This is a genomic window from Corynebacterium incognita (genome assembly GCF_014217255.1).
Classification (GTDB): domain Bacteria; phylum Actinomycetota; class Actinomycetes; order Mycobacteriales; family Mycobacteriaceae; genus Corynebacterium; species Corynebacterium incognitum.
On the sequence record NZ_CP059404.1, the window covers coordinates 906900 to 933008 of the forward strand.

23 protein-coding genes are annotated in these 26109 nt (G+C 64.3%); 15 read left to right on the top strand and 8 right to left on the bottom strand.

The window, feature by feature from the left end:
- Nucleotides 1–63: 63 nt before the first annotated feature.
- Genes H0194_RS04175 through H0194_RS04205 form a run of 7 tightly spaced genes read left to right on the top strand, consistent with a single transcriptional unit; the run spans nucleotide 64 to nucleotide 7851 of the window.
- A complete protein-coding gene (locus tag H0194_RS04175) occupies nucleotides 64–3093 on the top strand; it encodes a Na+/H+ antiporter subunit A (RefSeq protein ID WP_185176560.1) in 3030 nt (1009 codons plus the stop codon).
- 2 nt (nucleotides 3094–3095) lie between these two features.
- A complete protein-coding gene (locus H0194_RS04180; RefSeq protein ID WP_185176561.1) occupies nucleotides 3096–3587 on the top strand; it encodes a Na(+)/H(+) antiporter subunit C in 492 nt (163 codons plus the stop codon).
- On the top strand, nucleotides 3580–5385 hold the full coding sequence (locus H0194_RS04185; RefSeq protein WP_185176562.1) for a Na+/H+ antiporter subunit D: 1806 nt from the start codon (nucleotides 3580–3582) through the stop codon (nucleotides 5383–5385). The genes H0194_RS04180 and H0194_RS04185 overlap by 8 nt, the downstream gene beginning before the upstream one ends.
- Nucleotides 5378–5920: a Na+/H+ antiporter subunit E gene (locus H0194_RS04190; RefSeq protein WP_185176563.1), complete on the top strand. Its 543-nt coding sequence runs from the start codon at nucleotides 5378–5380 to the stop codon at nucleotides 5918–5920. Before H0194_RS04185 ends, H0194_RS04190 begins: the two co-directional genes overlap by 8 nt.
- Complete coding sequence (locus H0194_RS04195) at nucleotides 5917–6192, top strand: monovalent cation/H+ antiporter complex subunit F (RefSeq protein ID WP_185176564.1); 276 nt, start codon at nucleotides 5917–5919, stop codon at nucleotides 6190–6192. Before H0194_RS04190 ends, H0194_RS04195 begins: the two co-directional genes overlap by 4 nt.
- Nucleotides 6189–6578: a monovalent cation/H(+) antiporter subunit G gene (locus H0194_RS04200; RefSeq protein ID WP_185176565.1), complete on the top strand. Its 390-nt coding sequence runs from the start codon at nucleotides 6189–6191 to the stop codon at nucleotides 6576–6578. Before H0194_RS04195 ends, H0194_RS04200 begins: the two co-directional genes overlap by 4 nt.
- A gap of 31 nt (nucleotides 6579–6609) precedes the next feature.
- Nucleotides 6610–7851, top strand: coding sequence for a glycosyltransferase 87 family protein (locus H0194_RS04205; protein WP_185176566.1), 1242 nt, complete (start codon nucleotides 6610–6612; stop codon nucleotides 7849–7851).
- A gap of 33 nt (nucleotides 7852–7884) precedes the next feature.
- On the opposite strand, the gene H0194_RS04210 is transcribed toward H0194_RS04205, so the two are convergent.
- The 3 genes from H0194_RS04210 to H0194_RS04220 all read right to left on the bottom strand — a co-directional run bounded on the left by H0194_RS04210 (nucleotide 7885) and on the right by H0194_RS04220 (nucleotide 10282).
- Complete coding sequence (locus tag H0194_RS04210) at nucleotides 7885–9033, bottom strand: glutamate--cysteine ligase (RefSeq protein WP_185176567.1); 1149 nt, start codon at nucleotides 9031–9033, stop codon at nucleotides 7885–7887.
- 186 nt (nucleotides 9034–9219) lie between these two features.
- Nucleotides 9220–10002: a LytR C-terminal domain-containing protein gene (locus H0194_RS04215; RefSeq protein WP_185176568.1), complete on the bottom strand. Its 783-nt coding sequence runs from the start codon at nucleotides 10000–10002 to the stop codon at nucleotides 9220–9222.
- A 22-nt stretch (nucleotides 10003–10024) separates the two neighbouring features.
- A complete protein-coding gene (locus tag H0194_RS04220; protein WP_246389063.1) occupies nucleotides 10025–10282 on the bottom strand; it encodes a DUF3263 domain-containing protein in 258 nt (85 codons plus the stop codon).
- A 16-nt stretch (nucleotides 10283–10298) separates the two neighbouring features.
- Here H0194_RS04220 and H0194_RS04225 point away from each other — a divergent pair, with 16 nt between their 5' ends.
- From H0194_RS04225 to H0194_RS04240, 4 genes are read left to right on the top strand one after another with little or no spacing between them, the layout of a single operon-like run.
- Nucleotides 10299–10928 (top strand): peptide deformylase, encoded by a 630-nt coding sequence (locus H0194_RS04225; protein ID WP_185176570.1) that lies wholly within the window; start codon nucleotides 10299–10301, stop codon nucleotides 10926–10928.
- Between the two features lie 9 nt (nucleotides 10929–10937).
- Entirely contained in the window at nucleotides 10938–11723 is a 786-nt protein-coding gene (locus H0194_RS04230) for a GNAT family N-acetyltransferase (RefSeq protein ID WP_185176571.1), read from the top strand.
- 13 nt (nucleotides 11724–11736) lie between these two features.
- On the top strand, nucleotides 11737–12546 hold the full coding sequence (locus tag H0194_RS04235; RefSeq protein ID WP_185176572.1) for an exodeoxyribonuclease III: 810 nt from the start codon (nucleotides 11737–11739) through the stop codon (nucleotides 12544–12546).
- A 6-nt stretch (nucleotides 12547–12552) separates the two neighbouring features.
- Entirely contained in the window at nucleotides 12553–14025 is a 1473-nt protein-coding gene (locus H0194_RS04240) for a phospholipase D-like domain-containing protein (RefSeq protein ID WP_185176573.1), read from the top strand.
- 174 nt (nucleotides 14026–14199) lie between these two features.
- Here the strand turns inward: H0194_RS04240 and H0194_RS04245 are convergent, their stop codons facing one another.
- The 3 genes from H0194_RS04245 to H0194_RS04255 are packed head-to-tail and all read right to left on the bottom strand — an operon-like array spanning nucleotide 14200 to nucleotide 16680.
- Nucleotides 14200–14982, bottom strand: a complete 783-nt coding sequence (locus tag H0194_RS04245) for an ABC transporter permease (RefSeq protein WP_185176574.1) — start codon at nucleotides 14980–14982, stop codon at nucleotides 14200–14202.
- Between the two features lie 3 nt (nucleotides 14983–14985).
- Entirely contained in the window at nucleotides 14986–16146 is a 1161-nt protein-coding gene (locus H0194_RS04250) for an ABC transporter ATP-binding protein (protein ID WP_185176575.1), read from the bottom strand.
- Nucleotides 16147–16170: 24 nt separating this feature from the next.
- Entirely contained in the window at nucleotides 16171–16680 is a 510-nt protein-coding gene (locus tag H0194_RS04255; RefSeq protein ID WP_185176882.1) for an NUDIX domain-containing protein, read from the bottom strand.
- Between the two features lie 184 nt (nucleotides 16681–16864).
- On the opposite strand from H0194_RS04255, the gene H0194_RS04260 reads away from it, so the two are divergent.
- Genes H0194_RS04260 through H0194_RS04270 form a run of 3 tightly spaced genes read left to right on the top strand, consistent with a single transcriptional unit; the run spans nucleotide 16865 to nucleotide 21842 of the window.
- A complete protein-coding gene (locus H0194_RS04260) occupies nucleotides 16865–18349 on the top strand; it encodes a hypothetical protein (RefSeq protein WP_246389065.1) in 1485 nt (494 codons plus the stop codon).
- The gene (locus H0194_RS04265) at nucleotides 18349–19416 is read left to right on the top strand and encodes a glutamate ABC transporter substrate-binding protein (protein ID WP_185176576.1); all 1068 of its coding nucleotides are present in this window, start codon (nucleotides 18349–18351) and stop codon (nucleotides 19414–19416) included. Before H0194_RS04260 ends, H0194_RS04265 begins: the two co-directional genes overlap by 1 nt.
- The gene (locus H0194_RS04270; protein ID WP_246389066.1) at nucleotides 19413–21842 is read left to right on the top strand and encodes a serine/threonine protein kinase; all 2430 of its coding nucleotides are present in this window, start codon (nucleotides 19413–19415) and stop codon (nucleotides 21840–21842) included. Before H0194_RS04265 ends, H0194_RS04270 begins: the two co-directional genes overlap by 4 nt.
- Nucleotides 21843–21912: 70 nt before the next feature.
- Here H0194_RS04270 and H0194_RS04275 read toward each other — a convergent pair whose 3' ends face one another.
- The gene (locus H0194_RS04275) at nucleotides 21913–23136 is read right to left on the bottom strand and encodes an acetate kinase (protein WP_185176578.1); all 1224 of its coding nucleotides are present in this window, start codon (nucleotides 23134–23136) and stop codon (nucleotides 21913–21915) included.
- Nucleotides 23137–24522: a phosphate acetyltransferase gene (pta, locus tag H0194_RS04280; RefSeq protein ID WP_185176579.1), complete on the bottom strand. Its 1386-nt coding sequence runs from the start codon at nucleotides 24520–24522 to the stop codon at nucleotides 23137–23139.
- 200 nt (nucleotides 24523–24722) lie between these two features.
- Between pta and H0194_RS04285 the strand changes: the two genes are divergently transcribed.
- Nucleotides 24723–26093: an FAD-dependent oxidoreductase gene (locus tag H0194_RS04285; protein ID WP_185176580.1), complete on the top strand. Its 1371-nt coding sequence runs from the start codon at nucleotides 24723–24725 to the stop codon at nucleotides 26091–26093.
- Nucleotides 26094–26109 lie beyond the last annotated feature (16 nt).

A 26109-nucleotide genomic window follows, 5' to 3' on the forward strand; every position in this document is an offset into this window, starting at 1 on the left:
CACGAATACACGTGGTTGAAAACGGTATATGGCCAAGACCTTAAGGAGTGTGCTTCCTAGCTCGTGCTGATCCTGCTCGGTGTGCTTATTGCTGCCACCTGCCTCGCCCCACTACTCATTAAGGTCCTGGGCAGACCCGCCTTCGGCGCGTTGGCCATCCCCAACGCAGTGGGGTTCTTCTGGGTGCTGCAGCTGTTTACCACCGGAGCATTTAAGGACGGCCAGTACCTGTCCGAGAAGATTGAATGGATGCCGTCTGCACACCTGGCCCTCAACTTCCGCCTGGATCCACTCGCGGGCCTGTTCAGCCTCATCATCCTAGGTATCGGCACGCTGGTGATGGTGTACTGCTGGGGCTACTTCTCCTCCCTGCGCAACCGATCCGGTGCCTTCGCCGCGGAGATGGCGGGATTTGCCACCGCCATGTACGGCCTGGTGATTTCCGACAACCTCCTGCTCATGTACGTGTTCTGGGAGATCACCTCAGTACTGTCTTTCTTGTTGGTGAGCTACTACGGTGAGCGCGCCTCTTCTCGCCGCTCTGCCGGGCAGGCGCTCATGGTCACCACCCTGGGTGGCCTGGCCATGCTGCTGGGTATCATCTTGTTCGGCCGGCAATCGGGCATCTGGGATTTCTCCCAGGTGGACTCGTTTACCAACGTGGCGCAGACCCCGTACGTCACCATCGCCATCATCCTTATCCTGGCGGGCGCGCTGTCCAAGTCCGCCATCGCACCGGCGCACTTCTGGCTGCCGGGTGCGATGGCCGCGCCCACCCCGGTGTCCGCATACCTGCACTCCGCCGCCATGGTTAAAGCTGGCATCTTCCTCGTCGCCGTGCTGGCGCCGTACTTCCAGGTGGTCACCAGCTGGCACCTCGTGGTCATTCCGCTGGGTCTGTTCACGATGCTGCTGGGTGGCTGGATGGCGCTCAAGCAAAAGGACCTCAAGCTCATCCTCGCCTACGGCACGGTGTCCCAGCTGGGTTTCATTACTTCCGTCATGGCCATCGGCTCCCGGGAGGCGATGCAGGCGGGGCTAGCCATGACCTTCGCGCACGCGCTGTTTAAGTCCGCGCTGTTCATGGTCACCGGCGCCATCGACCACTCGACTGGCACCCGCGACATCGACAAGCTCTCTGGTCTGCGCCGGAAGGAGCCATTGCTGTTTATCATCGCCGCACTGTCCACCGCATCGATGGCCGGCGTGCCGCCACTGTTTGGCTTCGTGTCCAAGGAGGCGGTGCTGGAAGCGGTGCTGCACGAGGACCTGCTGGTGGGCATGCCGCGTGCCATGATGACGGTGGCCATCGTGGTGGGCTCTATCCTCACCATGGCCTATTCCCTGCGCTTCATGTGGGGCGCGTTTTCCGTGAAGAAGCCTGAGCACGTCTCCGGCGGCGGGGTCTCCCCCGCCGTGCAAGCCATGCACCGCGTGAGCCCGCTGCTCTGGCTCCCGCCGGGCGTGGCCACCGCACTGACGGTGTTCTTCGGCATCTTCCCCGAATTACTGTCCGCCGGGATTACCCAGCACCTCAACGCCACATTCCCTTTGGCTCGCGGCGTCGACGGCGCGGGGCAGGATGCTTCCGAGAAGGTCGCCGAACTCGCACTCTGGCACGGTTTCACCATTCCACTGGGGCTCAGCGCCATCATCATCGCCGCCGGTGTCCTCATGCACTGGCAGCGCCACCTGGTATACAAGGCGCAGTTCGACTACCCAGCGCTCGGCTCCGCGGACGATGCCTACGACGCGGTGCTCATGCACCTGCGCAACCTGTCGCTGCGCATCACCGCGTCGACGCAGCGCGGTTCGCTGCAGGTCAACCTGGCCATCATCTTCGGCGTGCTCATCCTGCTGCCGACGATCGCGCTCATCTCCGGGCAGCGCAATGACATCCGCATGATCCTGGCGGACAACCCCTGGCAGGCCATCGCGGCCCTGGTCATCATCGCCGCCGCGATCGCCTCCACGGTGCTGGATAACCGCCTGTCCGCCGTCATCGTGGTGGGCATCACCGGCTACAGCCTGGCCTTCATCTTCGCGCTGTACGGTGCCACGGATCTCGCGCTGACGCAGCTACTGGTGGAGACCATCATCATGGTGCTGTTCATGCTCGTGCTCCGCAAAATGCCGGCGAATACCGAATGGCGCCAAGACCCGAAGCTCAAGCGGCTCCGCGCCTGGCTCAGCATCGGCGTGGGGTTGTCGGTCACCACGGTGGCGATGTTCGCGATGAACGCGCGCTCGGCCTCCCCTATCTCTGAGCACATGCCGGAGCTGGCCAAGAACATCGGCCACGGCGACAACGCCGTCAACGTGTTACTCGTGGACCTGCGCGCCTGGGATACCCTCGGCGAGATTTCCGTGCTCGTCATCGCCGCCACCGGCATCGCGTCGCTCATCTACCGCACCCAGTCCTTCAGCCGGTCCTCGCGCCGCCCGACCCTCCGGGTCACGGGCCGCCGCTGGCTGGCCACCGGCGTGGAATCAGAGACGGCGCAGAACCGCTCCCTCATGGTGGACGTGGCCACCCGACTGCTCTTCCCCTGCATGATGGCGCTGAGCGCCTACTTCTTCTTCGCCGGGCACAACGCCCCCGGCGGCGGCTTCGCGGGCGGACTCGTAGCCTCCCTGGCGTTTACCCTGCGCTACCTGGCGGGCGGACGCGCGGAGCTGGAGGAGGCATTGCCTATCGACGCCTCGCGGATCCTCGGCGCCGGGCTGTTCATCTCCACGTCCATGGCGGTCATCCCGCTGTTCTTCGAACGCCCCGTGTTGTCGACGGCCTACGAGAAGGTTTCTGTGCCACTCATCGGCGACGTCTCGTTGCCGTCGGCGTTGGTCTTTGACCTGGGCGTCTACCTCATCGTCGTGGGCCTGACGTTGTTGATTCTTACGTCCTTGGGCGGCCAGTTGGACCGCGAGGAGGAGATGCGTAAGCAGCGCGCTCGCGACCGCGCCCGCAACCTGGCGCGCCAGAAGAAGCGCCGCGACGCCCTGCGCAGGAGCAAGGCTGCGGCGACCAGCACGTCCACCGCAGCCAGCACGACGAGCACAGCCAACACCGCCAGCAAGGGAGGCGAGAAATAGTCATGGAAGCCAACCTCTTCCTCCTCTTAGCCGCCGGCACGCTCATCGCCGCGGGCGTGTACCTCATGCTGGACCGCGCGATGACCAAGATCCTGCTGGGCACGCTGCTGTTGGGCAACGGCGCGAACCTGCTCATCCTCCTGTCCGGCGGGCGCTCCGGCTCACCGCCGATTGACGGCCGTGAGTCGCAGCAATACGGCGAACAAATAGCGGACCCGCTCTCCCAGGGCATGATCCTCACTGCCATCGTGATTTCGATGGCCATGACCGGTTTCATCCTCACCCTGGCGTACCGGCAGTACCGCTACCGCACCGATGACGTCATCGAGGACGACATCGAGGACGCAGCAGTGGCGGCGCGCCCGACCACCGCGTCGGCGCAGCCGGACCACGACGCCTCCGATGACCCGGACACCGGTCGGGCCACGCCGAAGGGTGACGCCTTCGGCCCAGAATCTTTCGAGGAACCAGTGAAGGGAGCAGCCAATGAGTGAGTTCTTTGGCCCACTGTCCGCAGCGCTGCTCCCGTACATCAACTACCTCATTGCACTGCCTGTGCTCATCCCGGCTATCGGCGCGGCGTCGTCGCTGCTGTTCGCCCGGCGCCCGGAGATGCAGCGCCTCCTGGCCATCACGTCGCTGCTGCTGGTGGCGCTTGTCGACGCCTGCTTGGTTATCGTCGCCGACATCGAGGGCATTCAGACCCTCCAGGTCGGCGGTTGGGACGCCCCGGTGGGCATCACTCTGGTGGCCGACCGGCTATCCACAGTCATGCTCTTCACTTCCTCCGTGGTGTTGTTCTGCGTGATGTGGTACGCCATCTCGCAGGGCGTACGCGACGGCTCGAAGGACGAACCGGTGGCGGTGTTCTCCCCGAACTACATGCTGCTGACCATGGGCGTGAACGTCTCCTTCTTGGCCGGCGACCTGTTTAACCTCTACGTGGGCTTTGAGATCTTCCTCGTGGCCTCCTACGTGCTGTTGACCCTGGGAGCATCCCCGGCGCGTGTGCGCGCAGGCGTGGGCTACGTCATGGTGTCCATGGCCTCGTCCATGGTGTTCCTCTTTGGCTTGGCCATGGTGTACGCCTCGGTGGGCACAATGAATATGGCGCACATCGGCATCCGCATGGCCGACGTGCCCGAGGGCACCCGAACCGCGATTTTTGGCACGCTGCTGGTGGCCTTCGGCATCAAGGCGGCCGTGGTGCCGCTGGACGCCTGGCTGCCAGACTCCTACCCCACCGCGCCGTCGCTGGTCACTGCCGTGTTCGCGGGCTTGCTTACCAAGGTGGGCGTGTACTCCATCATCCGCATGCGCACCTCGGTGTTCACTGATGGCTCACTCGACGGGATGCTCATGTGGGTGGCGTTGGCCACGATGCTCGTGGGTATTTTGGGAGCGATGGCGCAGTCGGACATCAAGCGTCTGCTGTCCTTTACTCTGGTCAGCCACATCGGCTACATGATCTTTGGCGTGGCGTTGGGTACGTCCCAGGGCTTGAGCGGCGCCATCTTCTACGCGGTGCACCACATTCTGGTGCAGACCGCACTGTTCCTTGTGGTCGGCCTCATCGAACGCCAGGCGGGCACGTCCTCGCTGCGCCGCCTGGGTTCGCTGCTGTACACCGCGCCGGTCATCGCGCTGCTGTACTTCATCCCCGCCATCAACCTGGGCGGCATCCCGCCGTTCTCCGGGTTCCTGGGCAAGATCATCTTGCTGGAGGCCGCGGCCAATGAGGATTCCTGGCTCAGCTGGGTCTTGGCCGGCGGCGCGGTGATCACTTCACTGCTCACCCTCTATGTCATGGTTCTGGTGTGGTCTAAGGGCTTCCTGCGCGACCGTAAGGACGCCCCGGAGGGGCACGTGGCCATGGCTCGCCCGGCGCCGCTCACGGAGGTTACGGACACCGTTGAATTCTCCGAACGCGAGGACGTGGGCCGTTTGCCCTTCGGCATGGTGGCCTCCACCGCTGCTCTGGTCGCAGCCTCGGTTTCCATCACTTTCCTGGCTGGCCCTATCTCGGGTGTGACCAGCCGCGCGGCGGAGTCCGCCCAGGATAATTCCATTTACCAGTATGCGGTGCTGGGCATCCATTCGGACAACCCCACCCGCCACCTGGATCAGAAGTTGCGCTACCACGGCGGCGCCGACTCCCGCGAGGTGCGTGACGACGCCCCGGCGACCTCCGCCCCGGCGACAACTGCACCGGAGACGACTGCGCCGGAGACGACTGCGCCGCAGTACGCGTCGGAGCCGTCGGGGACGTCGGAGAGGAGCAGCGATGAGTAACAGCCACATCGGGCGCCGCATCGACGGCGCGCGTAACCGCCTGCACCCGAGCTTCGTCGTGTGGATCACCCTGCTTTGGTTATTGCTCATGGGCGAGATCTCCGTGGCGAACGTCGTCGGCGGCCTCGCGGTGGCGCTGGCTATCGTGCTGTTCTTGCCCCTGCCCGCCATGCCGGTGACCGAAACCCACATCAGTTGGGGCAAGCTGGTTCTGCACCAGGTGGTGTGGGTGGTCGAGCTGCTGCAGGCCTCCGTCAAGGTGGCGTGGCTGGCGCTGCGCCCGGAGGCACCGCCGAAGACCGCCATCCTGGCCGTGCCGATGCGCGTGGAAAGCGAGCTGGTGCTCAGCTACGCGGTCTTGTTGTACAACCTCCAGCCCGGAGGCTCGGTCACAGACATCGACATCGCCAACCGCATGCTTACCATCCACGTGCTTGATGCCCCCAACGAGGACGCCATCGAGCGCGAGATCGCGGCCGTCGCCACGCTGGAGCGCCGCATGATCGAGATCTTTGAAAGGAAGCGTGGAGTATGAACCCGGACATCTACAACCTGGGGCTGACGATTGCCGCGGCGCTCATCACCATCTCCATCTTTGTGATGGCGTGGCGCATCATCGTGGGCCCCAACTCGCTGGATCGCATGGTGGGCATGGACGGTTTCGTGGCCATCTTCCAGTGTGCCCTGGCCACCTATATCTGCTGGACGCTGGAGACCACGGTGGTCAACGCCATGCTGGTGGTGGCCCTGCTGGGATTTATCTCCACCGTCTCCGTCACTCGCTTCCGCAGGAGGGATAACCAGTGAACTGGAACCTCATCGCAGACATCACCTCGCTGACCTTGATCCTGGTGGGCTCGCTGTTGATCTTCTCCGCGGCGGTTGGCGTGGTGCGTTTCAAAGACACCATGTCGCGCGTCCACGCGGTCACCAAGCCACAGACCACCGGCCTGCTGCTGACCCTCGTCGGCTCCTTCATCCGCGTCGTGGGGTCACCAGAATTCGAGGTCTCCCACCGCAGCGACCTAGGAATTCTGGTGGTCTTGGGCATCTTCGCGGCCATGACCACGCCAGTGACGGCGCAACGCCTGTCCCGTATTGCCCGCCGCGAGGGTCTCTACGCCGCAGATGAGAACATGAGCCGCAACGACCGCCCGGCGGGCAAGTCTATGCGCAGGGGTAATTCTCGATAATTTTAAGGCACTGGGCGTACACTTTAGCCTCGTGAAGAAACTAGCCGGCACGCCTACAATCCTGGTGCTGCTGTGCGCCTTCCTGGTCGTCGTGTTCTACCGCTTCTCCATCTTCGACGGCCACAGCGCCCTAGGCTGGCGGGTCCCCATCGATTTAAAGATCTACCAACTCGGCGGGGCAGAGGTGCGCCGCGGCGAAGCCTTATACGATGACTCGCTCTACGGTCGTCTGCCGTTTACTTACCCGCCGTTCGCCGGCGCGGTATTCCAGGGGCTGACCTACTTGAGCAAGAACTGGCTCATCGTCGTGTGGCAGTGCGGCATGGCCGTGGCGCTGTGGGCGGTGCTGCTCATGGTGGCCCGCGAGCACGGCCTCCGCGGCGTCGGCTCCGTCCTGCTCACTGCCCTGTTCACTGTGGCCATGCTGGCCACCGAACCCGCCCACGGCACCTTGTACTTCGGGCAAATTAATGTCTTCCTCATGCTGCTGGTAGCCCTGGACTTCCTGCCGGCCAAGCGGCGCCTGCCCGGCATCGGCGTCGGTGTGGCCGCTGGGTTAAAGCTGACCCCGGCGTACCTGGGGCTCGCTTTTCTCGCTGAGCGCCGGTGGTCCGCGGTACTTGGCGCAGCCCTCACCTTCGCGGTGACGGTGGGCATCGGCTTCCTCGTGGTCAAAGACGCCAGCAGCTTTTGGACTGACGCGATTTTCAATTCCTCCCGCGTGGGCGAACACACCAATCCCGGCGCGCAGGACCTCCGCTCCGTGCTGGAGCGCGTTCTCGGTATCACGTCCGGCCCCGTGTGGATTGTGTGCGCGGGCGTCGTGGTGGTGCTGACGGTCCTGGCGGTGTACGTGGCGCAGCGCCGCGGCAACCGTTCGCTGGCCATGGCGCTGACGGGCATTTCATCCTGCTTGATCTCGCCGTTTTCCTGGTACCACCACTGGGTGTGGGTCATGCCTCTGGCGCTCGTGGTGCTCATCGAGCTCAACCGAAGGCTCGGCGCCCGTCTGCACGGTGTCTTGGGCAGCCAGGTGGCGGGAGCACTCTCGCTGCTGGCATCGGCCGCGGTGCTGTTCCCCTTCGTCTCCGAGCCGGTGTTTGAGAGCCTGTCTTATTCAGAACTGCACAAAATTGATGCCCTCGCTCCATGGGGCGAGTTGCTGTTTACAGGCGCTGGTGTGGCATTTATCGCCGCCTATGGCCTCGGCGGCGGGTTGTCGTACCTCACCACATCCCGGAAGCGGCGAGCTGCCGGGACGTCGGCAAGCTAGGCACTAGCTGCAGGCCGCCGCGGACGCGCCCCGTTATTCGGCGTCCAGCGGGCGCAGCTCGTCCATCTCGGCAGCGGTACGCGCCACAACGTCGCACCAATCCCCACCGTTGTCTGCGAACCACTCGCGCTGCCGTTGGTAGCTGGCGCCGCGGTCGAGGATTTCCTCCACGAGCGCGAGCTCGCGCGCACAACCGATGTCCCCCGCGACGTCGGCAAGCGTGGCCACCAGATCCCGAATCTCGTCGGTCACCCACCGTTCCTCGGTGTCGCGGGTGGTGATGATCAGCGCATCCAGACCGTAGCGCGCGGCCCGCCACTTGTTTTCCGCCACGTGCCACTGCTGCAGAATAGGGAGCTCCTCGCCGGCGTCCACCATGCGGTCGAAATACACCACCAGGCAGTGCACCAAGGCGACGAGCGCGGAGATTTCCCGCAAGTTCGAACTGGAATCGCATACGCGCACCTCGATGGTGCCTAATGTGGCCGCCGGGCGGATGTCCAAGTGCATCGAGCCAGTGTGGTTGATGACTCCGGAGGTGGCTTGATCTTTCAAAAACCCCTGCCACTGCTCCCACGTCTCAAACTGGTACGGCATGCCCGCGGTGGGCAGCTGTTGGTAGAGCATCGTGCGTTGCGACGCATAGCCGGTGTCCATCCCATCCCAGCCCGGCGAACTCGCGGACAGTGCCAGTAGGTGCGGGAATTTGGTCATCAGGGCGTTGATGATGGGCCAGACCCGATCCTCGTGGCTGATGCCGACGTGGACATGGGTGCCCCAGATCAGCATGTGCTTGCCCCAGATCTGGGTGCGTTCAATGATTTCGCGGTAGCTTTCCTTGTCCGCCACCAGGTCCTCGCGGAAGTCCGCGAACGGGTGCGCCCCTGCGGACCACAAGCGCATCCCCTTTTCCTCCGCGACCTCCTTGATCGCGTGGTGGGCGACCTCCAGTTGGGAAATGGCTTCCGGAACTGTGGTGCAGACGTCGGTGACCATCTCCACGGTGTTGCGCAGGAATTCTTTGTCCACGTGGATTTCGGGGTGCCGCGTTCGGACCTCGTCGATGACCTCCTCTGCGCGCGACACCAAGTTCCAGTTTTCAGGATCTACTAGGGCGACCTCCCATTCCACCCCGAGGGTGGGCTCAGGGGAACGGTCAAAGTCGAGGTCTACTGATTTCACAAGGAAAGTCTATTGCGTGCACGCTGCAAAAATAAAGGGAAAATGCATAGAATTACCTAGCAAAGCGAGCTGAGCTTGAATCCCCGGGCACGTTGTCACTGAATAAAAAAGGAGCGGAAAGCCCAGGGGTTCCTTCCCTGAAGCTTTCCGCCCGTCGTGGTCGAGCTACAGCGTCGAGCTACGGCTCTACTGCGCGGTGAGTACGACAATGAGGCCGTCGGTCTCCTCCACTCCTTCTGGCAGCTCGTCAGCGGTGGAGCGCGCGACGCCGGACACCTCGGAAGCCAAGGTCTTGGCCGCGGACTCTGCGGCGGAGTCACCCTCGGGGAAGAACACGGTGGTCTCCGGCAGGATGGTGTCGGCTAGGTTGCCCACCTCGGTGACCTTGTAGCCCTTATCCATGAACTCATCGGCTTTCTTGGCCGCCAGCCCCTTGACGGTGGAGTTGTTCAACACGATGAGCTTGTAATCGGCCACGGACGCAGCGTCCGCGCCCGCCACACCTGCAGCTGCACTGCCGGCACCGGCAGAAGCACCACCGGACTCGCCCGGCGCGGCCTCTGGGGCGCCGGCCTCCGCCGGGGCGGCGGCAGCGTCGGCGCCGCCTGAGGCCTTGGCACCGCCGTTCGCGCCGGATGCCGCGCCGTCGGCACCACTGCCCTGAGCGTCATCGCCCTGGCCGGCGGCATCGTTGGCCGGCGCGCCGTCGCTACCGTTGGCGGCGTCCTGCGCCTGGGCCTGCTCGGAAGAGTTATTAGCGGCGTTAATAGCGTCGTTGCCCGCCTTGTCGCCCTGGGTAAAGGAATACAGGGCCCAGAGACCGAAGCCCACCGCGACGGCAAGCAGGACCAGGGCAAAACCGCGCAACGGGAGGCCGGAGGCACCGGCGGCGCCGGAGCCCCGGACGGCGTGGGCGCCGGAGCCCGAGGACGAGGTACGGTTCGGTTTATCAGGATTCACATTAGTCACAACGGTCACTCTAATGTGTCCGCTACTCGGATCGGCGCAGCGCCCTCCCGGCGTGGCGTTCCGCCTCGCGCGAATCCCGAATCCGCCGCAGGCGCCCCACCAGAACCGGATAGGCTGCCTGGGCCGCCGGAACGTCCAGAAGCTGATTGAGGCGCTGGTAATAACGCACCGGAGTCATTTGCAACCGCGCCCTAATGAGCTCCTCCTTCGCCGCCACCGAGCGCACCGGGGTGGATTCCACATCCAAAATGCGGGCATCTTCTTCACTCAGCTCGGACATAACTACACTGTAGGCCATGACCATTCGCCCCATCGTGATCCACGGCGACCCCGTGCTGCACAACCCCACCGACGTCGTCACCGAGCCCATCGACTCCCACGAGCTGCACACGCTCATCGCGGATATGTACGAGACGATGGAGGCCGCCCACGGCGTCGGCCTCGCCGCCAACCAGGTAGGAGTGAGCAAACGACTCTTCGTCTACCACTGCCCCGACACCGACGGCCCCGGCGGCACCGACAAGGAAGACGGCGGCATGCGTCGCGGCTGCGTCATCAACCCGGTACTGGAGACCAGTGAGATCCCGGAAACCATGCCGGCGGACGACGGCACCGAGGACGAGGGCTGCCTCTCTGTACCGGGCGAGGGCTTCCCCACCGGCCGCGCCGACTGGGCGCGCGTGACCGGCCTGGACGAAGAGGGCAACGAGATCACCATCGAAGGCTACGGCTTCTTCGCCCGTATGCTCCAGCACGAGGTGGGCCACCTCGACGGCTTCGTCTACACCGACACGCTCATCGGCCGCTACAAGCGCCAGGCCAAGAAGACCATCAAAGCCAACGGGTGGACCGAGGCAGGCCTGACCTGGTTACCGGGCGACACCGCCGATCCCTTCGGCCACGACGACGCCTCCGCCGCCGAATAGCGTCGCACCATGAGCCGCATTTTCCGCTCCGACGAGGTGGCCATCGGCGACCGCGTGGTGTGCCGCCGCAGCTTCGGCGCCCCACCCAACGTCACGCATTCCGACGTCATCGGCCACGTCACCGCGCTCGCGCCACTGACCATCCGTCCGCAGGAAGTCGGCGGCTACCCCTCCGCACTCGAGGAGGTGGCCATCCCCGCCGAGCAGGTGCAGATCATCAAAAAGCTCAGCCCGCGCATGATCCGCAACTCCGATATCCGACGTGTGGAGCAGGCGCTTGCCGACGCCGCCGTGCGGGAGTCCGGCGTGCCCGCCGCGGCCGATGGTGTGGACGCGGCGGAGTGGACCGCCAACGGCCAATGGCTGCTCGGCCCGCACGCCGCGGTTCCGCTCGGCCGGGCCGCGGGCTTCGAGCCCGTGCCCGAGGACGAAATCATCGCCCACTACGTAGCACAGGGCCTCACGCCGGCGCTCGTCATGCCGGAGCGCATCGGCAAGCCCGCCGAGCGGCTGCTAAACTCCGGGCGCTGGCAAGCCGGAAGAGAACAGCTGGTCTTCGTCCCCGCAGACCACGTGGGCGAGCGCGCCGCACCCCACGCGGCGCCCGACAGCGGTGAAGCAGAGCCGGAGGCCCGGGTCGTCGACAAGCATGACGCAACACCCGAGCTGCTCACCGGAGCGCTCGCCGACTTCCTCGAGCACCACCGCCGGGTTATCTTAACCTTTGTCGGCGCCGTGCCCGAGGCCGGACACAGCGACGCCGCAGGTGACAACCCGAACGCGAGTGGAAAGTAGTACTGTATTGCCCATGCGCATCGCCTGCTGGAACATCAACTCCGTACGCACCCGCGTCCACCGCGTCATCGACCTGCTCAAGGCCCACGACATCGACGTACTGTGCCTGCAGGAAACCAAAACCGCCGACGCGAAGTTCCCCTACGCCGAGTTTGAGGCGGCCGGCTACCACGTGGCGCACAACGGCACGAACCAGTGGAACGGCGTGGCCATCGTGTCCACAGTGGAGCCGGACAACGTGCGGACGTCCTTCCCGGAACAGCCCGGCTTTGCCAAAGACCCCGAGGCAGAGCAGGCGTTGGAATCCCGCGCCATCGGTGCTGAGATCTCCGGCGTGGAAATCTGGTCACTCTACATCCCCAACGGCCGCGAGATCACCGACCGCCACTACGACTACAAGTTGCAGTACCTCTACGCCCTGGCGCGCTATGCCGAGACCCGCGCGCAGGACAAATTCCTCATCACCGGCGATTTCAACATCGCACCGCGCGACGAGGACGTGTGGGACCGTGGCTTCTTCGAGGGCAAGACGCACGTCACCGAGCCAGAGCGCGCGGCATTCCAGATGCTGGAGGAGTCCGGATTGCGGGAGGTCACGCGGCAATTCACCGCCGACCAGCAATACACCTACTTCGACTACAAAGGCTTCCGCTTCAACAAGGGCCAGGGCATGCGCATTGACTTCCAGCTCGCCTCCGCACCACTGGCAGCGCAGGCGACGGGGGCGTTCATCGATCTCACCGAACGCGGCGGCGAGAAAACCTCGGACCATGCTCCCCTGGTGGCTGACTACAACGTCTTTGACTTCGACTCCGTGCGGTAGGACCCCATGATCTTCTCGGTGGATGTCACATGGTGGCAGTTCTTCCTCGGCGCGCTGGACTTTTTGATCAAGGTCATCGCCGTGGGCTTCGTGCCGGAAGGCCGCCGCCCCTCCAGCTCCACCGCGTGGCTGCTGGCCATTCTCTTGCTCCCGTTCGTGGGCCTGCCGCTCTTCCTGCTCATGGGCTCGCCGTATATCAACCAGCGACGCCACCGCATCCAGCAGCAAGCGGACGCAATGATCGAGGACGTCCAGGCCGACGTTCCAGACGCCCCCGACCCAGCGTTGGCCCCGGAACTGCTCTCCATCGTGCGGCTTAACCGGCGACTGACGGGCTTTCCCGCAGTGGTGGGGCATAACCGCGGCATCCACGCCGACTATGACGAGACCATCCGGCGCATGGCCGAGGTCATCGACACCGCGGAAGAGTATGTGTACGTGGAGATCTACATCGTAGCCTGGGACGAGACGACCGACGTGTTGTTCCAGGCCCTGGCCCGCGCCCGCCAGCGCGGCGTGGCGGTCAAGGTGCTGCTGGACCAGATCGGCTCGTACAAGTACCCGCTGTACCGCAAGCTGGGCACACGCCTGACGGAGATCGACGTGGACTGGCGACTCATGCTGCCCATCCAGCCGTGGAACTACCGCTTCCGCCGCCCGGACCTGCGCAACCACCGCAAGCTGGTCAGCGTGGACGGCGAGACCGCCTTCGTCGGCTCCATCAACCTCGTCGAGCGCGGCTACCGCAAGGCGTGGAAGAGCACCTCAGCACTGCAGTGGATCGACTACATGGTGGAGCTGACAGGCCCCATCGTCTCGTCGGTGGAGGCGGTGTTCGCGGTGGACTGGTACATCGAGTCCGACGAGCAACTAGACGTCACCGCCCACGTGGACGACCCGGAGGACGAAGACGACGTCAACTACCTGCAGATGGTCCCGTCCGGCCCGGGCTACAACACGGAGCCGGTGTTGCGCGCCTACAACTCGCTGGTGCACCACGCGAAGAAGCGCCTGGTGCTGTGCTCGCCGTACTTCGTGCCCGATGAGTCACTGCTGGACGCGGTCACCTCCGCGAGCTACCGCGGCGTGGAAGTGGAGCTCTACGTTTCACAGAAGGCGGACCAATTCATGGTCCACCACGCGCAGTCCTCGTACTACCAGGCGCTTCTGGAGGCGGGCATCCGTATCTTCCAGTTCCCGGAACCTTTCGTGCTGCACTCGAAGTTCGCGCTGGCGGACCCCGGTGAAGACGTCCCGCTGGGCATGTTCGGCTCCTCGAACATGGACATGCGTTCTTTTGGCCTCAACTATGAGACCACGCTGCTGGTCGCCAAGGGCGACATCATCGATGGCCTCGACGATCTGGCGGAGAACTACCGCCGCGTCAGCCACGAGCTCACCTTGGAGGAATGGAACCAGCGCGGTTTTATCCGCCGCTACGTGGACAACGCCATGCGCCTGACCTCGGCGTTGCAGTAGACAACGATGACGGGGCCGCTTGTATAAAACTGCGAGATTTCGACATTTCTGGCGATCTTTTTCGACTTCTGGCGGTTTTGTACAAGGCACGGTCTGCCCGGCCACTGAGTTGGCCGCTGGGCCGGGCGCTTTCCGACGCCCGCGTGGGGCGCCGCGGTGTGAGTACTCGTGGTCTTAGACGTCGCGGCGCTCGAGCATGAACAGGCCCAGCAGCCACAGGGCCACGGCCCAGACGGCAAAGACCACCAGGTTGCCGGTCACGCCCCACGGCGCGCTTTCTACGTCGACCTCCATGATGAAGTTGTTCAGGGAGGTAAACGGCGCAAAGTTCACGATCTTCTCGCCCACCTTGGGAATCATCTGCAGCAGACCGTCAATGCCCATGTAGAGGATGAGCGACAGCGCGATGGCTCCGGCGGTCTGGCGCAGCAGCCAGCCCATGCCCTGGGCGAATACGACGATGAGGGCGGTGGCCAGGGGGAAGGTCCACAGGGCGCGCTTGGCCATCTCATCAAAGGGGTCGTAGAGGTCCGCGACTTCAGGCTTGGCCAATAGCTCGCCCAAGCCAAAGGAGATGAGCAAAGCCAACTCCACGAAAATCACGGCGAGAACCACGTACAGCAGCAGCTTAACCAACGCTACTTTCCAACGCACCGGGGTGGCAGTCATAGTGATGGTGTGCGTCTTGTGGCGGTATTCCGTGGTCACCATCATGATGGCCTGAATAAGCAAGACGGGCAAACCCATCATCCAAATGATGGCCGTGAAGGTATCCGAGGTGAGCGGCGGGCCGGTCTGCTGGAACTCCGGCGGGAGGTTCGGGTCCGGCTCGGGGATCGTGGCGGTCTTCGCCATGAGGACCGCCCATGCGATCGCGAAGATGAAGAACAGTGCCGTGGTCCACCAGAAGGTCTTGGTGGTGCGGAGCTTGGTCCACTCCGAAAGTAGTAGATTCATGGCTTAGTTCCCCTTTCCCTTGGACGCCTTGTGCTGTGCGAGCAGCTGTTCCACCGTATAGGTCTCGCCGCCACCTTCGGCACCGTTGCGACCGCGGTGCTGGCCGCGCGACTCAGCGGGCGCGTCCGTCGCTGGCTGTGCCGGTTGACCTGACTGGGAAGCTTGTGCAGGCTGCGCCTGTGGGTTCGCGGCCTGCGCGGAGGCGGGCTGGTTGCCTGCCTGCGGGACGTCAGCTCGAGCGGTGGCGGGGGCATCCGCGCGGTATTCCACGGCGTCCTCGGTCATCTTCATGAACGCGTCCTCCAGGGAGGCGCGGTGCAGGCTCAACTCCTGCAGCGGCACGCCGAGCTCGTGAGCCAGGTGGCCGATCTCATCGGTGGAGCGCTCCGGGATCACCAGGGTGTCCCGGCCTTCCTGGTCCTTCTCCGGTTGGAAGGCCACGTTGCGCGACCGCAGCGCGTTCGCCAGCTCACGCAGATTCTCTGCACGGACAATGACGTTGGCCGCGGAGTGCGCTTTGATGAAATCATAGGTTGGCATGTTGGCCACCAGCTTGCCCTTACCAATCACGATGAGGTGATCGGCAGTCAGCGCCATCTCCGAGAGCAGGTGGGAGGACACCAGCACGGAACGCCCCTCCGCGGCCAGGCCGCGGACCAGGGAACGCACCCACCGGATGCCTTCGGGATCGAGGCCGTTGACGGGCTCGTCGAGAAGCAGGGTGCCCGGATCACCCAGCAGCGCCGCCGCCAGGCCCAGGCGCTGGCCCATGCCCAAGGAGAAGCCGCCGGCCTTCTTGCCCGCGACGTTGCTCAAGCCCACCAGGCCCAAGACCTCGTCCACGCGCTTGGTGGGGATGCCGTTGGCCTGCGCCATCCACTTGAGGTGATTCGCCGCCGTGCGGTTGGGGTGCACAGCCTTGGCGTCGAGAAGACCGCCGACCTCACGCAGGGGGTTCTTGAGCTCCCGGTAGCGCTTGCCATTGATGGTGGCGGTTCCCGCCGTGGGCTTGTCTAGGCCCAGGATCATCCGCATGGTCGTGGACTTACCCGCGCCGTTCGGCCCCAGGAAACCGGTAACGTGACCGGGTTCCACGGTGAAGTCCAGGTGGTCAACGGCGCGGACAGCTTTGTACTGCTTAGTCAGGCCTTCTACTTGAATCATGGCTACCAGGTTGCCACAAACCTTCTAATTTCTCCCGTGCAGTTCCCCGGCGTGCCTGCGCAATTCCGGGAATGCGCTGCGGAAAGCGGGCAGTAAATCAAGAGCCTCCACCGCGTCGAATCCCACCCAGCGCAACTCGTAGGACTCCTCGTTCGCCACAGTGGGGATGCGGTTGCCGCTGGTAGTGCGCGCGATGACGGTGGTGTAGGTCCAGTCGCCGGGAAGCTCCGGGCGCGCGGGGTCCGCCGCGAATGGCCCGGCCGTGACCACCACATCGAGGACCTCCACGAGTTCCGGATCGATGCTGCATTCCTCGATGCTTTCGCGGATGGCGGCCTCCGCCGCGGTCTCCCCCATGTCGCGCGCGCCGCCCGGGATGCCCCAGGTGTTGCCTGCGCTCGTCCACGCGGCGCGGTGCTGCAGGAGCACCTCGTCGTGCTCGGTGGCAATGAGGAAGAGGCCGGCGGCGCCGCAGCGGCCCCACACCGTAGAGCCGTTCGGCCCGGCGGACCAGCCGTCGCCGGACCCCGGGATGACGCGGGGCGCACCGACGCCGTGGACGTCGCCGCTGCCGGACTCAGGTATCGCGGACATGTCGGGCATCTCAGTCATCACAAGACCTTTCTTTTTCTACCTCTTTCCACCCTAATGCGAACTGCCAACCCAGGGAGTGGCGCACTCCACAAATCGGGGTGTGGCGTGCGCTAAACTGTGGGGAATGAAGCGGTCAGCCGACGCGCCAGCCGATGCGCCCCAGCGAATCCGCGGTGACGAGGATCCCGGCCGGGAGACCACCGCGGAACTTGACGATCGTTGGCTTGACGACGCCCTGACACCCACCACCCCGGTCTACGGGCGCACCACCCGCCTGCTGTTGGGCACGCTCGCTCCCCCGGCGCGCGCCATCCGCCGCATCCTTTCCTTCGCGCTCACCACCCCGGGCAAGCTGTTCAGCGTCACGGTGCTGCTAACCCTGGCCATCGGCGCGGCCGGGTTCTCCCTGTCGCAGTCCTCGGCGGACCGCAAGGCGGACTTGGACGTGCTGTTGTCCACCACGGAGCCGATGTCGAATGCGTCGCACAACCTATACACGTCGCTGTCGTTGGCGGATACGGTGGCGTCGACAGGCTTTGTGCAGGGCGGCGTGGAGTCCCGCCAGACGCGGGAGAAATACACCAAGGCCATGGACACGGCGGCCGTGGCCAATTCCGAGGCGTTGTTGGGCAGCTCGCGGGAAGACGAGCGGATCCGGGAGCTGACCATCGAAATCTCCCGCAAGCTCCCCACCTATACCGGCCTGGTGGAGTCCGCGCGCACTAACAACCGGCAGGGCCACGCGGTGGCCGCGGCGTATATGTCTAATGCCTCCATGACCATGCGCACGGACATCCTCCCTGCCGCTGCGGAGCTGTTCGGCCTGACCGGCGCCAAGGTGGCGTACCAACAAGATCGCCTCACGGATCCGCAATGGGTGCCGCTGTCGGGCTTGCTGGCCGCACTCGCCTTGCTGCTTGGCGCGCAGTGGTGGCTGTGGCGACTGACCCGCCGCAAGCTCAACCGCGGATTCGTCACCGCCACGTGCCTGCTGCTCGTCGCACTATCGTGGGTGGGTTTGTCCAACGTGGTGGCCTGGGTCAGCTCGTCGCGCGGTTTTGATTCCGCGGCGCAGCCCTGGGACATGCTCACCAATTCCCGCATTGAGGCGCAGCAGGCCCGTACTTCCGAGACCCTGGCGCTCGTCAACCGCGAGTCCGCGAACCAGTCTGCGGACTCTTTCTCCGAGGTGTCGGAGAATGTGCGCGCGGCCTTGGAGGCGTACGAGTCTTCCTCCGCCATTGACGTCGCCGCACACCCAGAGAAGCAGGTTCCTATTACCAAGGCGCATCACGCGATCGATGATTGGGACACCGCGCACCAAAACTTCCTCGCGGCGTTGGAGCGCGGTGATTACAAGGAAGCGACGCGGATTACCTCCACCACTGCGCAGCCCCCGGGCACGGATCCCACTGCCGCCGCGTCCTTTGCCAAACTGGACTCCGCGATGGCTGATCTCATCGGCGATTCGCGCACAACAATGCGTGATTTCATTGGCCGCGGCATCCAAGCCATGTCGCTGGTGTCAGTCGCAGTGATGGTGCTGTCCGTGCTCGCCATCCTCGCGGTGTGGTTGGGCATCCGTCCCCGACTCCAGGAGTACCTCTGATGTTTAGGCACTTGCGCTTCACGACGCCCCGCGCCCCACTCGCAGTGGGCTCCCTCCTGGTTGCCACGAGCCTGACGCTGGGGTCGTGTGCGGCGCCATGGCAGGACGACGCGGCGCAAGAGGAACGCACGGAGAAAGAGGTGCCGCTGGATAGCGTCGCCCGCCCTTACCGGCCGCACAATCAGCTGCCCGCGGGTACTCGTCTGGAGGCGGCCGGGGTGGAGGCTCCGGAAGAGATTAAGACCCAGAGCGTCACCGGTTCACTCCGCCCGGACAACAAGAAGCCCAAAGAACGTGTCCCGCACATCGTCGAGCGTGGGCGCCTGGTGGTCGGCGTAGACCAGTCCCAGAACCTCTTGTCTTATCGCGACTCCGTCTCCGGTCAGCTCAAGGGCTTCGAGGTGGATTTGGCCCATGAGATCGCCGCGGATATCTTCGGCGACCGCAACAAGGTGGACTTCCGTTTCATCCAATCCGCCGAACGCGAAGAAGCGCTGAGTTCGGGCAAGGTGGACATCATTATTCGCACCATGACCATCACGGAGGACCGCCAAAAGAATGTGCTGTTCTCTACGCCGTACTTGACCACGCGGACGCGCCTGTTGGTCCTCAACAACTCGCACATCACCGAGCCTCGCCACGTGGCCGGCCGCCGGGTGTGTGTCACGGATGCCTCCACCGCGCAACAGCTAGCGCGCAAGCACGCCAAACACGCCAATATCCTGCTCACCGACTCCTGGAGTGATTGCCTCATGGCCCTGCAACTCGGGCAGACGGATGCCGTGCTCAGCGATGACACGATTCTTTCCGGCATGGCGCAGCAAGACCCCTACGCCCGTATCGTGGGCCAGTCCCTGGCCACCGACGACTACGGCGTGGGCGTGGCCAAACCTAACGGCGCCAACCACGCTCGGGGAACAGTCCGCCAGGTCAACTCGACGCTCGAGCGCCTGCGGCGCGACGGCACGTGGAACGAGCTTTACACCAAGTGGTTCGGCGAGTTCCTACCCGCCGAGGCGATGCCCGCGGCGCACTACAAGGACACAGACGCGAAGGAGGAAAAGTGAGCACGCCCCACGACGGCAACCCGGCGGATCCTGCCGACCGCACTGCAGCGACGTCGCCAAGCGAACCGGCGGCCGAGGACTCCAGCACGGGCACCGAGGCGGTGTTATTCGACCCTTTCGCCGATGACGATGACCCGGTGACCGCGCCCACGGGCATCCAGACTAAGGACCCGGACAACCTTGCGGCGCTGCTGGAGGATCTGGGCAAGCTGCGCGATCAGTCGCTGCAGGAGACGTCGCAGAACGACCTGGCCGGGCAGGAAGACACCTCCACCCGGGCGCGCCGCGCCGCGCTGGATACGTTCCGCAAGCGGCGCCGCCACCGCCGCCAGGGTCGCTTCGTGGCCGACGGCATGGTCAACCTCCCCTACCTCGTGCCCAAAGAGCCCGAGGATGCGCTTATCGACGCCGCGAAGGTGGCGCAGGACAAACACATCTCGCCACCGCAATTGACGCAGGGCGACGTGGTGGCGGGCCAATACGAGATCATGGGCGTACTCGCCCACGGCGGCATGGGCTGGATCTACCTGGCCGAGGACAAGTTTGTGTCCAACCGCGTGGTGGTACTCAAGGGAATGCAGGCCCAAACCAACAAGGACGAACAAGCCGCCGCGGAGGCGGAGCGGGAGTTTCTGGCGGACATCACGCACCCGGGTATCGTCAAGATTTTCAACTTCATCGACGACCCCCGGGTGCCCGGCGGGTTCATTGTGATGGAGTACGTTGGCGGGCCGTCGCTACGCCACCGCCGCAACGAGGAAGCCAACCGTTTGCTTCCGATCGACATCGCCATCGGCTACGTCCTGGAGATCCTCCCGGCCCTGGACTATCTGCACTCGCGCGGGGTGGTCTACAACGACCTCAAGCCGGACAACATCATCGTGACCGAGGACCAGGTCAAGCTCATTGACCTGGGCGCGGTCTCGGGCATCGATGCCTTCGGTTTCATTTACGGCACCCGCGGCTACCAGGCCCCCGAGGTTTCCTCCGACGGGCCTTCAGTGGCCAGTGATATCTACACGGTCGGCCGCACGTTGGCGGCGCTGACACTGCGGCTGCCCACCGTCGATGGCGCGTACGCCCCCGGCCTCCCCAACCCTTCGCAAGAACCAGACCTGCGCCGTCACCTGTCGTTTTACCGGCTGCTGCTGCGCTGCACCCACCCGGACAGAGACAAGCGCTTTAAGTCAGTGGCGGAGCTGCGCACCCAGTTGTACGGAGTGCTCCGTGAGGTCATTGCGGAACGCGACGGGCGGCAGTTCCCGGCGCAGCACTCACTATTTTCCCCGCAGCGCACCACCTTTGGCACCAAGCACCTGGTGTTCCGCACGGACCAGCTAATCGACGGCATCCACCGCACGGTGCGCATCACCGCGCCGGAGGTGGTCTCCGCGCTGCCCATCCCACTGCTCGATCACGACGACGTGGGCGCCCCACTCATGCAGGGCGCCTCCTACGCCGAGCCGCAGGAAGCCCTGGAAACCTTCCGCCAGGCGATGACCACGCCGAAGTACGCCGAAAGCGCCGAAATCCCCTTCGGCGTGGTGCGCACGATGCTGGATCTCGGTTATACGGGACAGGCCCGGGAATGGTTGGACTCGTTGACCACCAAGCTGGGCAATGATTGGCGATACCATTGGTATTCCGGACTCGCCGAGCTCATGCGCGATAACTACGCGCAGGCGCAGAAGGATTTCGCGGTGACACTGTCACTGCTCCCGGGCGAGCCTGCCCCAAAGTTGGCGCTTGCGGCGGTGAACGAACTGCTGCTGCAGCAACTTTCCCTCAACGAGGCTGAGTTGATCTCCCTGCGGTTGGCGCGCGCCACCTCCGGTCTGGCGGAGAACCTGGCGGATCTGGATAACTCGGACTTCGATGACGATGAGTCCTTCTGGAACCACGTCACGACGGACCCGGAGCGTTTGCGTTTTAACTCGATGCGGCTTTACGGCCTGGTGTGGTTGGCCAATCCAAGCACGGTGTCCTCGGCCTTCGGCTTGGCGCGGCAGCTGCGCGCGGAGCAGCAACTGGAGCTGGCGGTGATGACGTTGGATAAGGTTCCCAATGCTTCGCGGCATTACCGCATGGCGCGTCTGACCAGCATCCTGCAGCTGATTAGTCAGGACCTCACGGAGTCCCGGATTCGCCGCGCGGCCCGCCGCTTGGAGGAGATTCCTACGAACGAGCCGCGCTTCCTGCAGATCAAGATCGCGGTGCTGTCCGCGGGGCTGAACTTCCTGCGCGACGCCAGCGTGGACGCGGCGGCGAGCCCCAACGATCTGTTTGAGTACGCGTTCACCCAGGACGGGATCCGTTACGGCCTGGCGGACACGCTGCGCGATCTCGCCCGTCAGGCCCCCTTCAGCCGTCACCGCTACGAGCTGGTGGACCTAGCCAACAAGGTCCGCCCAGTTACGCTCTACTAGGCGGTTTTCCTTCCAGCTGGCTGTTTTTCCTTACGGGTGGTTGTTTTTCCTTACGGGTAGTTGTTTAAATTTAGTTAAACAACCCTGCTTCGCGGGCCATGTCGCCAATAACGGTGGCCTTCTGGGCGATGGCGAGCTCCTCGTTGGTGGGGACCACAAATACCTTGACCGGGGAGTCCGCAGTGGAGATCATGCGGGGCTCCTTGGAGCGCACTAGGTTAGCTTCCTTGTCGAAGTGGATGCCGTACATGTCCAGGTTGTACAGGGAGTCCTGGCGCACCTCGGTGTCGTTTTCACCAACGCCGGCGGTGAACGTGATGGCGTCCACGCGCCCCAGAGCGATCATGTAGGAACCGATGAAGCGACGCAATTGGTGAATGTAGATGTTGTACGCCAGCCACGCGTCCTGGTCTTCCTCATCAATCATGCGGCGCAACTCACGGAAGTCGTTGACCCCGGAGAGGCCCTTCACACCGGACTCACGGTTGAGCAGGTTGTCGATCTCATCGATGGACATGCCTGCCTCGCGGACGAGATGGAAGATGATGCCCGGGTCAATGTCACCGGAACGGGTGCCCATGGCCAGGCCTGCCAGCGGGGTCAGGCCCATCGAAGTGTCGATGGCGCGGCCGTTGGCAATCGCCGCTGCCGACGCACCGTTGCCCAGGTGCAGTGTGATCTGCCGGGTATGGTTCGGGTCGCGGCCTAGCAGGCCGGGGACCTGTTGCGACACGAACTCGTGGGAGGTGCCGTGGAAGCCATAGCGTCGGATGTCGTATTCCGAGGCCACTTCCCTATTGATGGCATATAGCGCAGCCGCCGGCGGCATCTGGTTAAAGAACGCAGTGTCGAACACCGCGACGTGCGGGATGTCCGGCAACAGAGCGCGGGCCACGCGGATACCGTCCAGGTTCGCCGGATTGTGCAGCGGGGCCAGCGGGATGAGGTCCTCAATCATGGACTCGATTTGGTCCATGATGAGCTGCGGTTCGCTGAACAGGCGGCCACCGTGCACGACGCGGTGACCCACCGCGGTGACCTCCACGTCGGTGGGGCCCACGCCATGGTCGTGCATGATGCCGAACGCGCGCTCTAAGCCGTCCGCGTGCGTGGGAATGGGGAGCTCCTCGCGGATTTCCTCGCCGCGCACCTTCACGGTGATGGCGCCTAGCGGTTCCCCTACCTGCTCCACCAGGCCGGAGACCTCCGGCTTGTCAGTGGCGCTTTGATTCGGGTCTACCAGTTGGAATTTGATGGAAGACGATCCGGAATTGAGGACGAGAACGAAAGCCATTTATGAAACACCGCCAGCCTGGATAGCGGTAATGGCCACAGTGTTGACGATGTCTGCAATGGTGGCGCCGCGGGAGAGGTCGTTGACCGGCTTGTTCAGTCCCTGCAGGATAGGGCCCACGGCCAGGGCGCCGCCGGTGCGCTGCGCGGTCTTGTAGCCGATGTTGCCTGCCTCCAGATCCGGGAAAATGAACACGGTAGCCTGGCCCGCGACCTCGGATTCCGGCATCTTCTTCGCAGCGACGCCCGCGTCCACGGCGGCGTCGAACTGCAGCGGGCCGTCGACCTTGAGCTCCGGGTCCAGCTCGCGGGCCTTGGCCAGGGCGGCCACCGCGCGGTCCACGTCCGGGCCGGTTCCGGAGGTGCCGGTGGAATAGGACAGCATGGCCACACGCGGGTCGATGCCGAACTGGGACGCGGTCTTGGCGGAAACGGCGGCGATTTCGCCGAGCTGCTCAGCGGTCGGGTTCGGGTTCACCGCGCAGTCGCCGAAAGCCCACAGGCGCCCCGGCATGACCATGAGGAAGATGGAGGACACGACCGACGAACCCGGCGCGGTTTTGATGATCTGGAAGGAGGGCTTGATGGTGTGTGCGGTGGTGTGCGCGGCGCCAGACACCATGCCGTCGGCGATGCCCTTGTGCACCATCATGGTGCCGAAGTAGGAGATGTCCTGCATGGTCTCGCGGGCCTGCTCGATGGTCACGCCCTTCTTCTTGCGCAGTTCAGCGAAGTCCGCGGCGAATTCCTCGGTGTACTTCGAGTCCAGATGGTTGATGATCGTGGCCTTGGACAGATCCAAGCCGAGCTCGGCGGCGCGGGCGTTGATGGATTCCGGCTCGCCCAGGATGGTGAGCTTGACGACGTCGTCTGCCAACAGCTGGTGTGCGGCCTGCAGGATGCGATCGTCATCGCCTTCCGGCAAAACGATATGGGAGCCGGCGGCCTTGGCCTGCGCCAGCAGCTGGTGCTCGAAGACCGGCGCGGACATCACGGGCGCCAGCTCGGCAGCAGCGGATTCGAGCGCCGCCTTAAACTCTGGTGCCTTGTCCACCAGCCCGGAGCCGGTGGCAGTGCCCAGCACGGTCGCCTGCAGCGCCTCAGACTCTTCGACGGCGAGAGCGACGGCATCGCCGACGGTGTCCTCCGGGGTGACGATAATGAGCCCCGCGCCGAGCGCGGCGGCAATCTCAGCGTCGCGGTGGAGATTGCCCGAACCCACAAACAGCTCCGCAGAAGCATCTGCGGAGCTGTTAAGAATGGCGGCGATGTCGGTGGAGTCCAGGCGACGAACACCCAGGTTGAGGGCGGAGGCGAGGGCCTCTACGTCGACGCCTTCGAAGCTACGATTGGCTACGGTGAGGACGATGGACGGAGTATCGGTCATGGCGGGTAGACCTTCCTGTTGTGGCCGATGGAAACACCTCCACTTTAGCGCGACTTTCATGCTATTCGCTGAGGGTTTTTGTCCCTGCGTAGAATGAAAATCGACACTGTCTACATTTTCCCACTATATTTACGGGCTTAATTGCCTTTTAATTTTTGACACTGCCCCCGATCTTCAAGTTGTAAAGGACTTATTCTTCTATGAATGCACCGTTGCGCGTTGCAGTTGTTGGATCCGGTCCGGCCGGTATTTATGCCTCCGATCTCCTGGTCAAGTCTGACGTCGATGTTCAGATTGACCTGTTTGAGAAGATGCCGACCCCCTTCGGCCTCATCCGCTACGGCGTCGCACCGGATCACCCACGCATCAAGGGTATCGTGCAGTCCCTGCATAACGTGATGGAGAAGGAAGAGATCCGCTTCCTGGGCAACATCGAGATCGGCCGCGACATCACCGTGGAAGAGATGAAGGAGTACTACGACGCCATTATCTTCGCCACCGGCTCCACCGCGGATAAGGTACTGGACCTGCCGGGGTCGGATCTGTACGGCAACTTCGGCGCCGCAGAGTTCGTGGGCTTTTACGACGGCAACCCGAACTTCAAGCGCGACTGGGACCTGTCCGCGGAGAAGGTCGCGGTCATCGGCGTGGGCAACGTGTCCTTGGACGTCTCCCGCATCCTGGCCAAGACCGCGGACGAGCTGCTGGTCACCGAGATCCCGGACAACGTGTACCAGACCCTCAAGGGCAACCGCGCGAAGGAGATTCACGTCTTCGGCCGCCGCGGCCCGGCGCAGGCGAAGTACACTCCGAAGGAGCTCAAGGAGCTGGACGAGTCCCCGACCATTGAGGTCATCGTCAACCCGGAGGACATCGACTATGACGCCGCCAGCGAGCAGGCGCGTCGCGATGCCAAGGCCACCGACTTGGTGTGCCAGACCCTGGAGGGTTACGCCATGCGCGAGCCGCAGGATGCCCCGCACAAGCTCTACATCCATTTCTTCGAGTCCCCCACCGAGATCCTCGGCGAGGACGGCAAGGTCACCGGCATCCGCACCGAGCGCACCGAGCTGGACGGCAACGGCGGCGTGACGGGTACCGGCAAGTTCACCGACTGGGACGTGCAGGCGGTCTACCGCGCGGTGGGCTACCACCCGCAGTCCGTGGACGGCGTGCCTTACGACGACCGCGCGGCGGTCATCCCCAACGACGGCGGCCGTGTGCTCGACTCCGACGCCACCGGCGAGGGCGAACCCATCCAGGGCCTGTACGCCACCGGCTGGATCAAGCGCGGCCCGGTGGGGCTTATCGGCAACACCAAGTCCGATGCCAAGGACACCACCGGCATGCTGCTGGAGGACTTCAAGGCGGGCAAGCTCGCCGAGGCCACCAAGCGCGATCCGCAGGACATCCTGGATCTGCTGGCCTCCCGCGACATCAAGGTGACCACCTGGGAAGGCTGGCACCGTCTGGATGCCGCGGAGCGCGCCGCGGGCGAACCGCACGAGCGCGAGCGCGTCAAGATCGTGGAGTGGGACGACATGGTCCGTCACGCCGGCCCACAGGACTAACCCGCCGCCTCGTGAT

Coding starts and splice junctions, on each gene's coding strand:
- H0194_RS04180 (WP_185176561.1), top strand. CDS start 3,096: ATGGAAGCCAACCTCTTCCTCCTCTTAGCCGCCGGCACGCTCATCGCC.
- H0194_RS04185 (WP_185176562.1), top strand. CDS start 3,580: ATGAGTGAGTTCTTTGGCCCACTGTCCGCAGCGCTGCTCCCGTACATC.
- H0194_RS04190 (WP_185176563.1), top strand. CDS start 5,378: ATGAGTAACAGCCACATCGGGCGCCGCATCGACGGCGCGCGTAACCGC.
- H0194_RS04195 (WP_185176564.1), top strand. CDS start 5,917: ATGAACCCGGACATCTACAACCTGGGGCTGACGATTGCCGCGGCGCTC.
- H0194_RS04220 (WP_246389063.1), bottom strand. CDS start 10,282: ATGTCCGAGCTGAGTGAAGAAGATGCCCGCATTTTGGATGTGGAATCC.
- H0194_RS04225 (WP_185176570.1), top strand. CDS start 10,299: ATGACCATTCGCCCCATCGTGATCCACGGCGACCCCGTGCTGCACAAC.
- H0194_RS04230 (WP_185176571.1), top strand. CDS start 10,938: ATGAGCCGCATTTTCCGCTCCGACGAGGTGGCCATCGGCGACCGCGTG.
- H0194_RS04235 (WP_185176572.1), top strand. CDS start 11,737: ATGCGCATCGCCTGCTGGAACATCAACTCCGTACGCACCCGCGTCCAC.
- H0194_RS04240 (WP_185176573.1), top strand. CDS start 12,553: ATGATCTTCTCGGTGGATGTCACATGGTGGCAGTTCTTCCTCGGCGCG.
- H0194_RS04245 (WP_185176574.1), bottom strand. CDS start 14,982: ATGAATCTACTACTTTCGGAGTGGACCAAGCTCCGCACCACCAAGACC.
- H0194_RS04250 (WP_185176575.1), bottom strand. CDS start 16,146: ATGATTCAAGTAGAAGGCCTGACTAAGCAGTACAAAGCTGTCCGCGCC.
- H0194_RS04260 (WP_246389065.1), top strand. CDS start 16,865: ATGAAGCGGTCAGCCGACGCGCCAGCCGATGCGCCCCAGCGAATCCGC.
- H0194_RS04265 (WP_185176576.1), top strand. CDS start 18,349: ATGTTTAGGCACTTGCGCTTCACGACGCCCCGCGCCCCACTCGCAGTG.
- H0194_RS04275 (WP_185176578.1), bottom strand. CDS start 23,136: ATGGCTTTCGTTCTCGTCCTCAATTCCGGATCGTCTTCCATCAAATTC.
- pta (WP_185176579.1), bottom strand. CDS start 24,522: ATGACCGATACTCCGTCCATCGTCCTCACCGTAGCCAATCGTAGCTTC.
- H0194_RS04285 (WP_185176580.1), top strand. CDS start 24,723: ATGAATGCACCGTTGCGCGTTGCAGTTGTTGGATCCGGTCCGGCCGGT.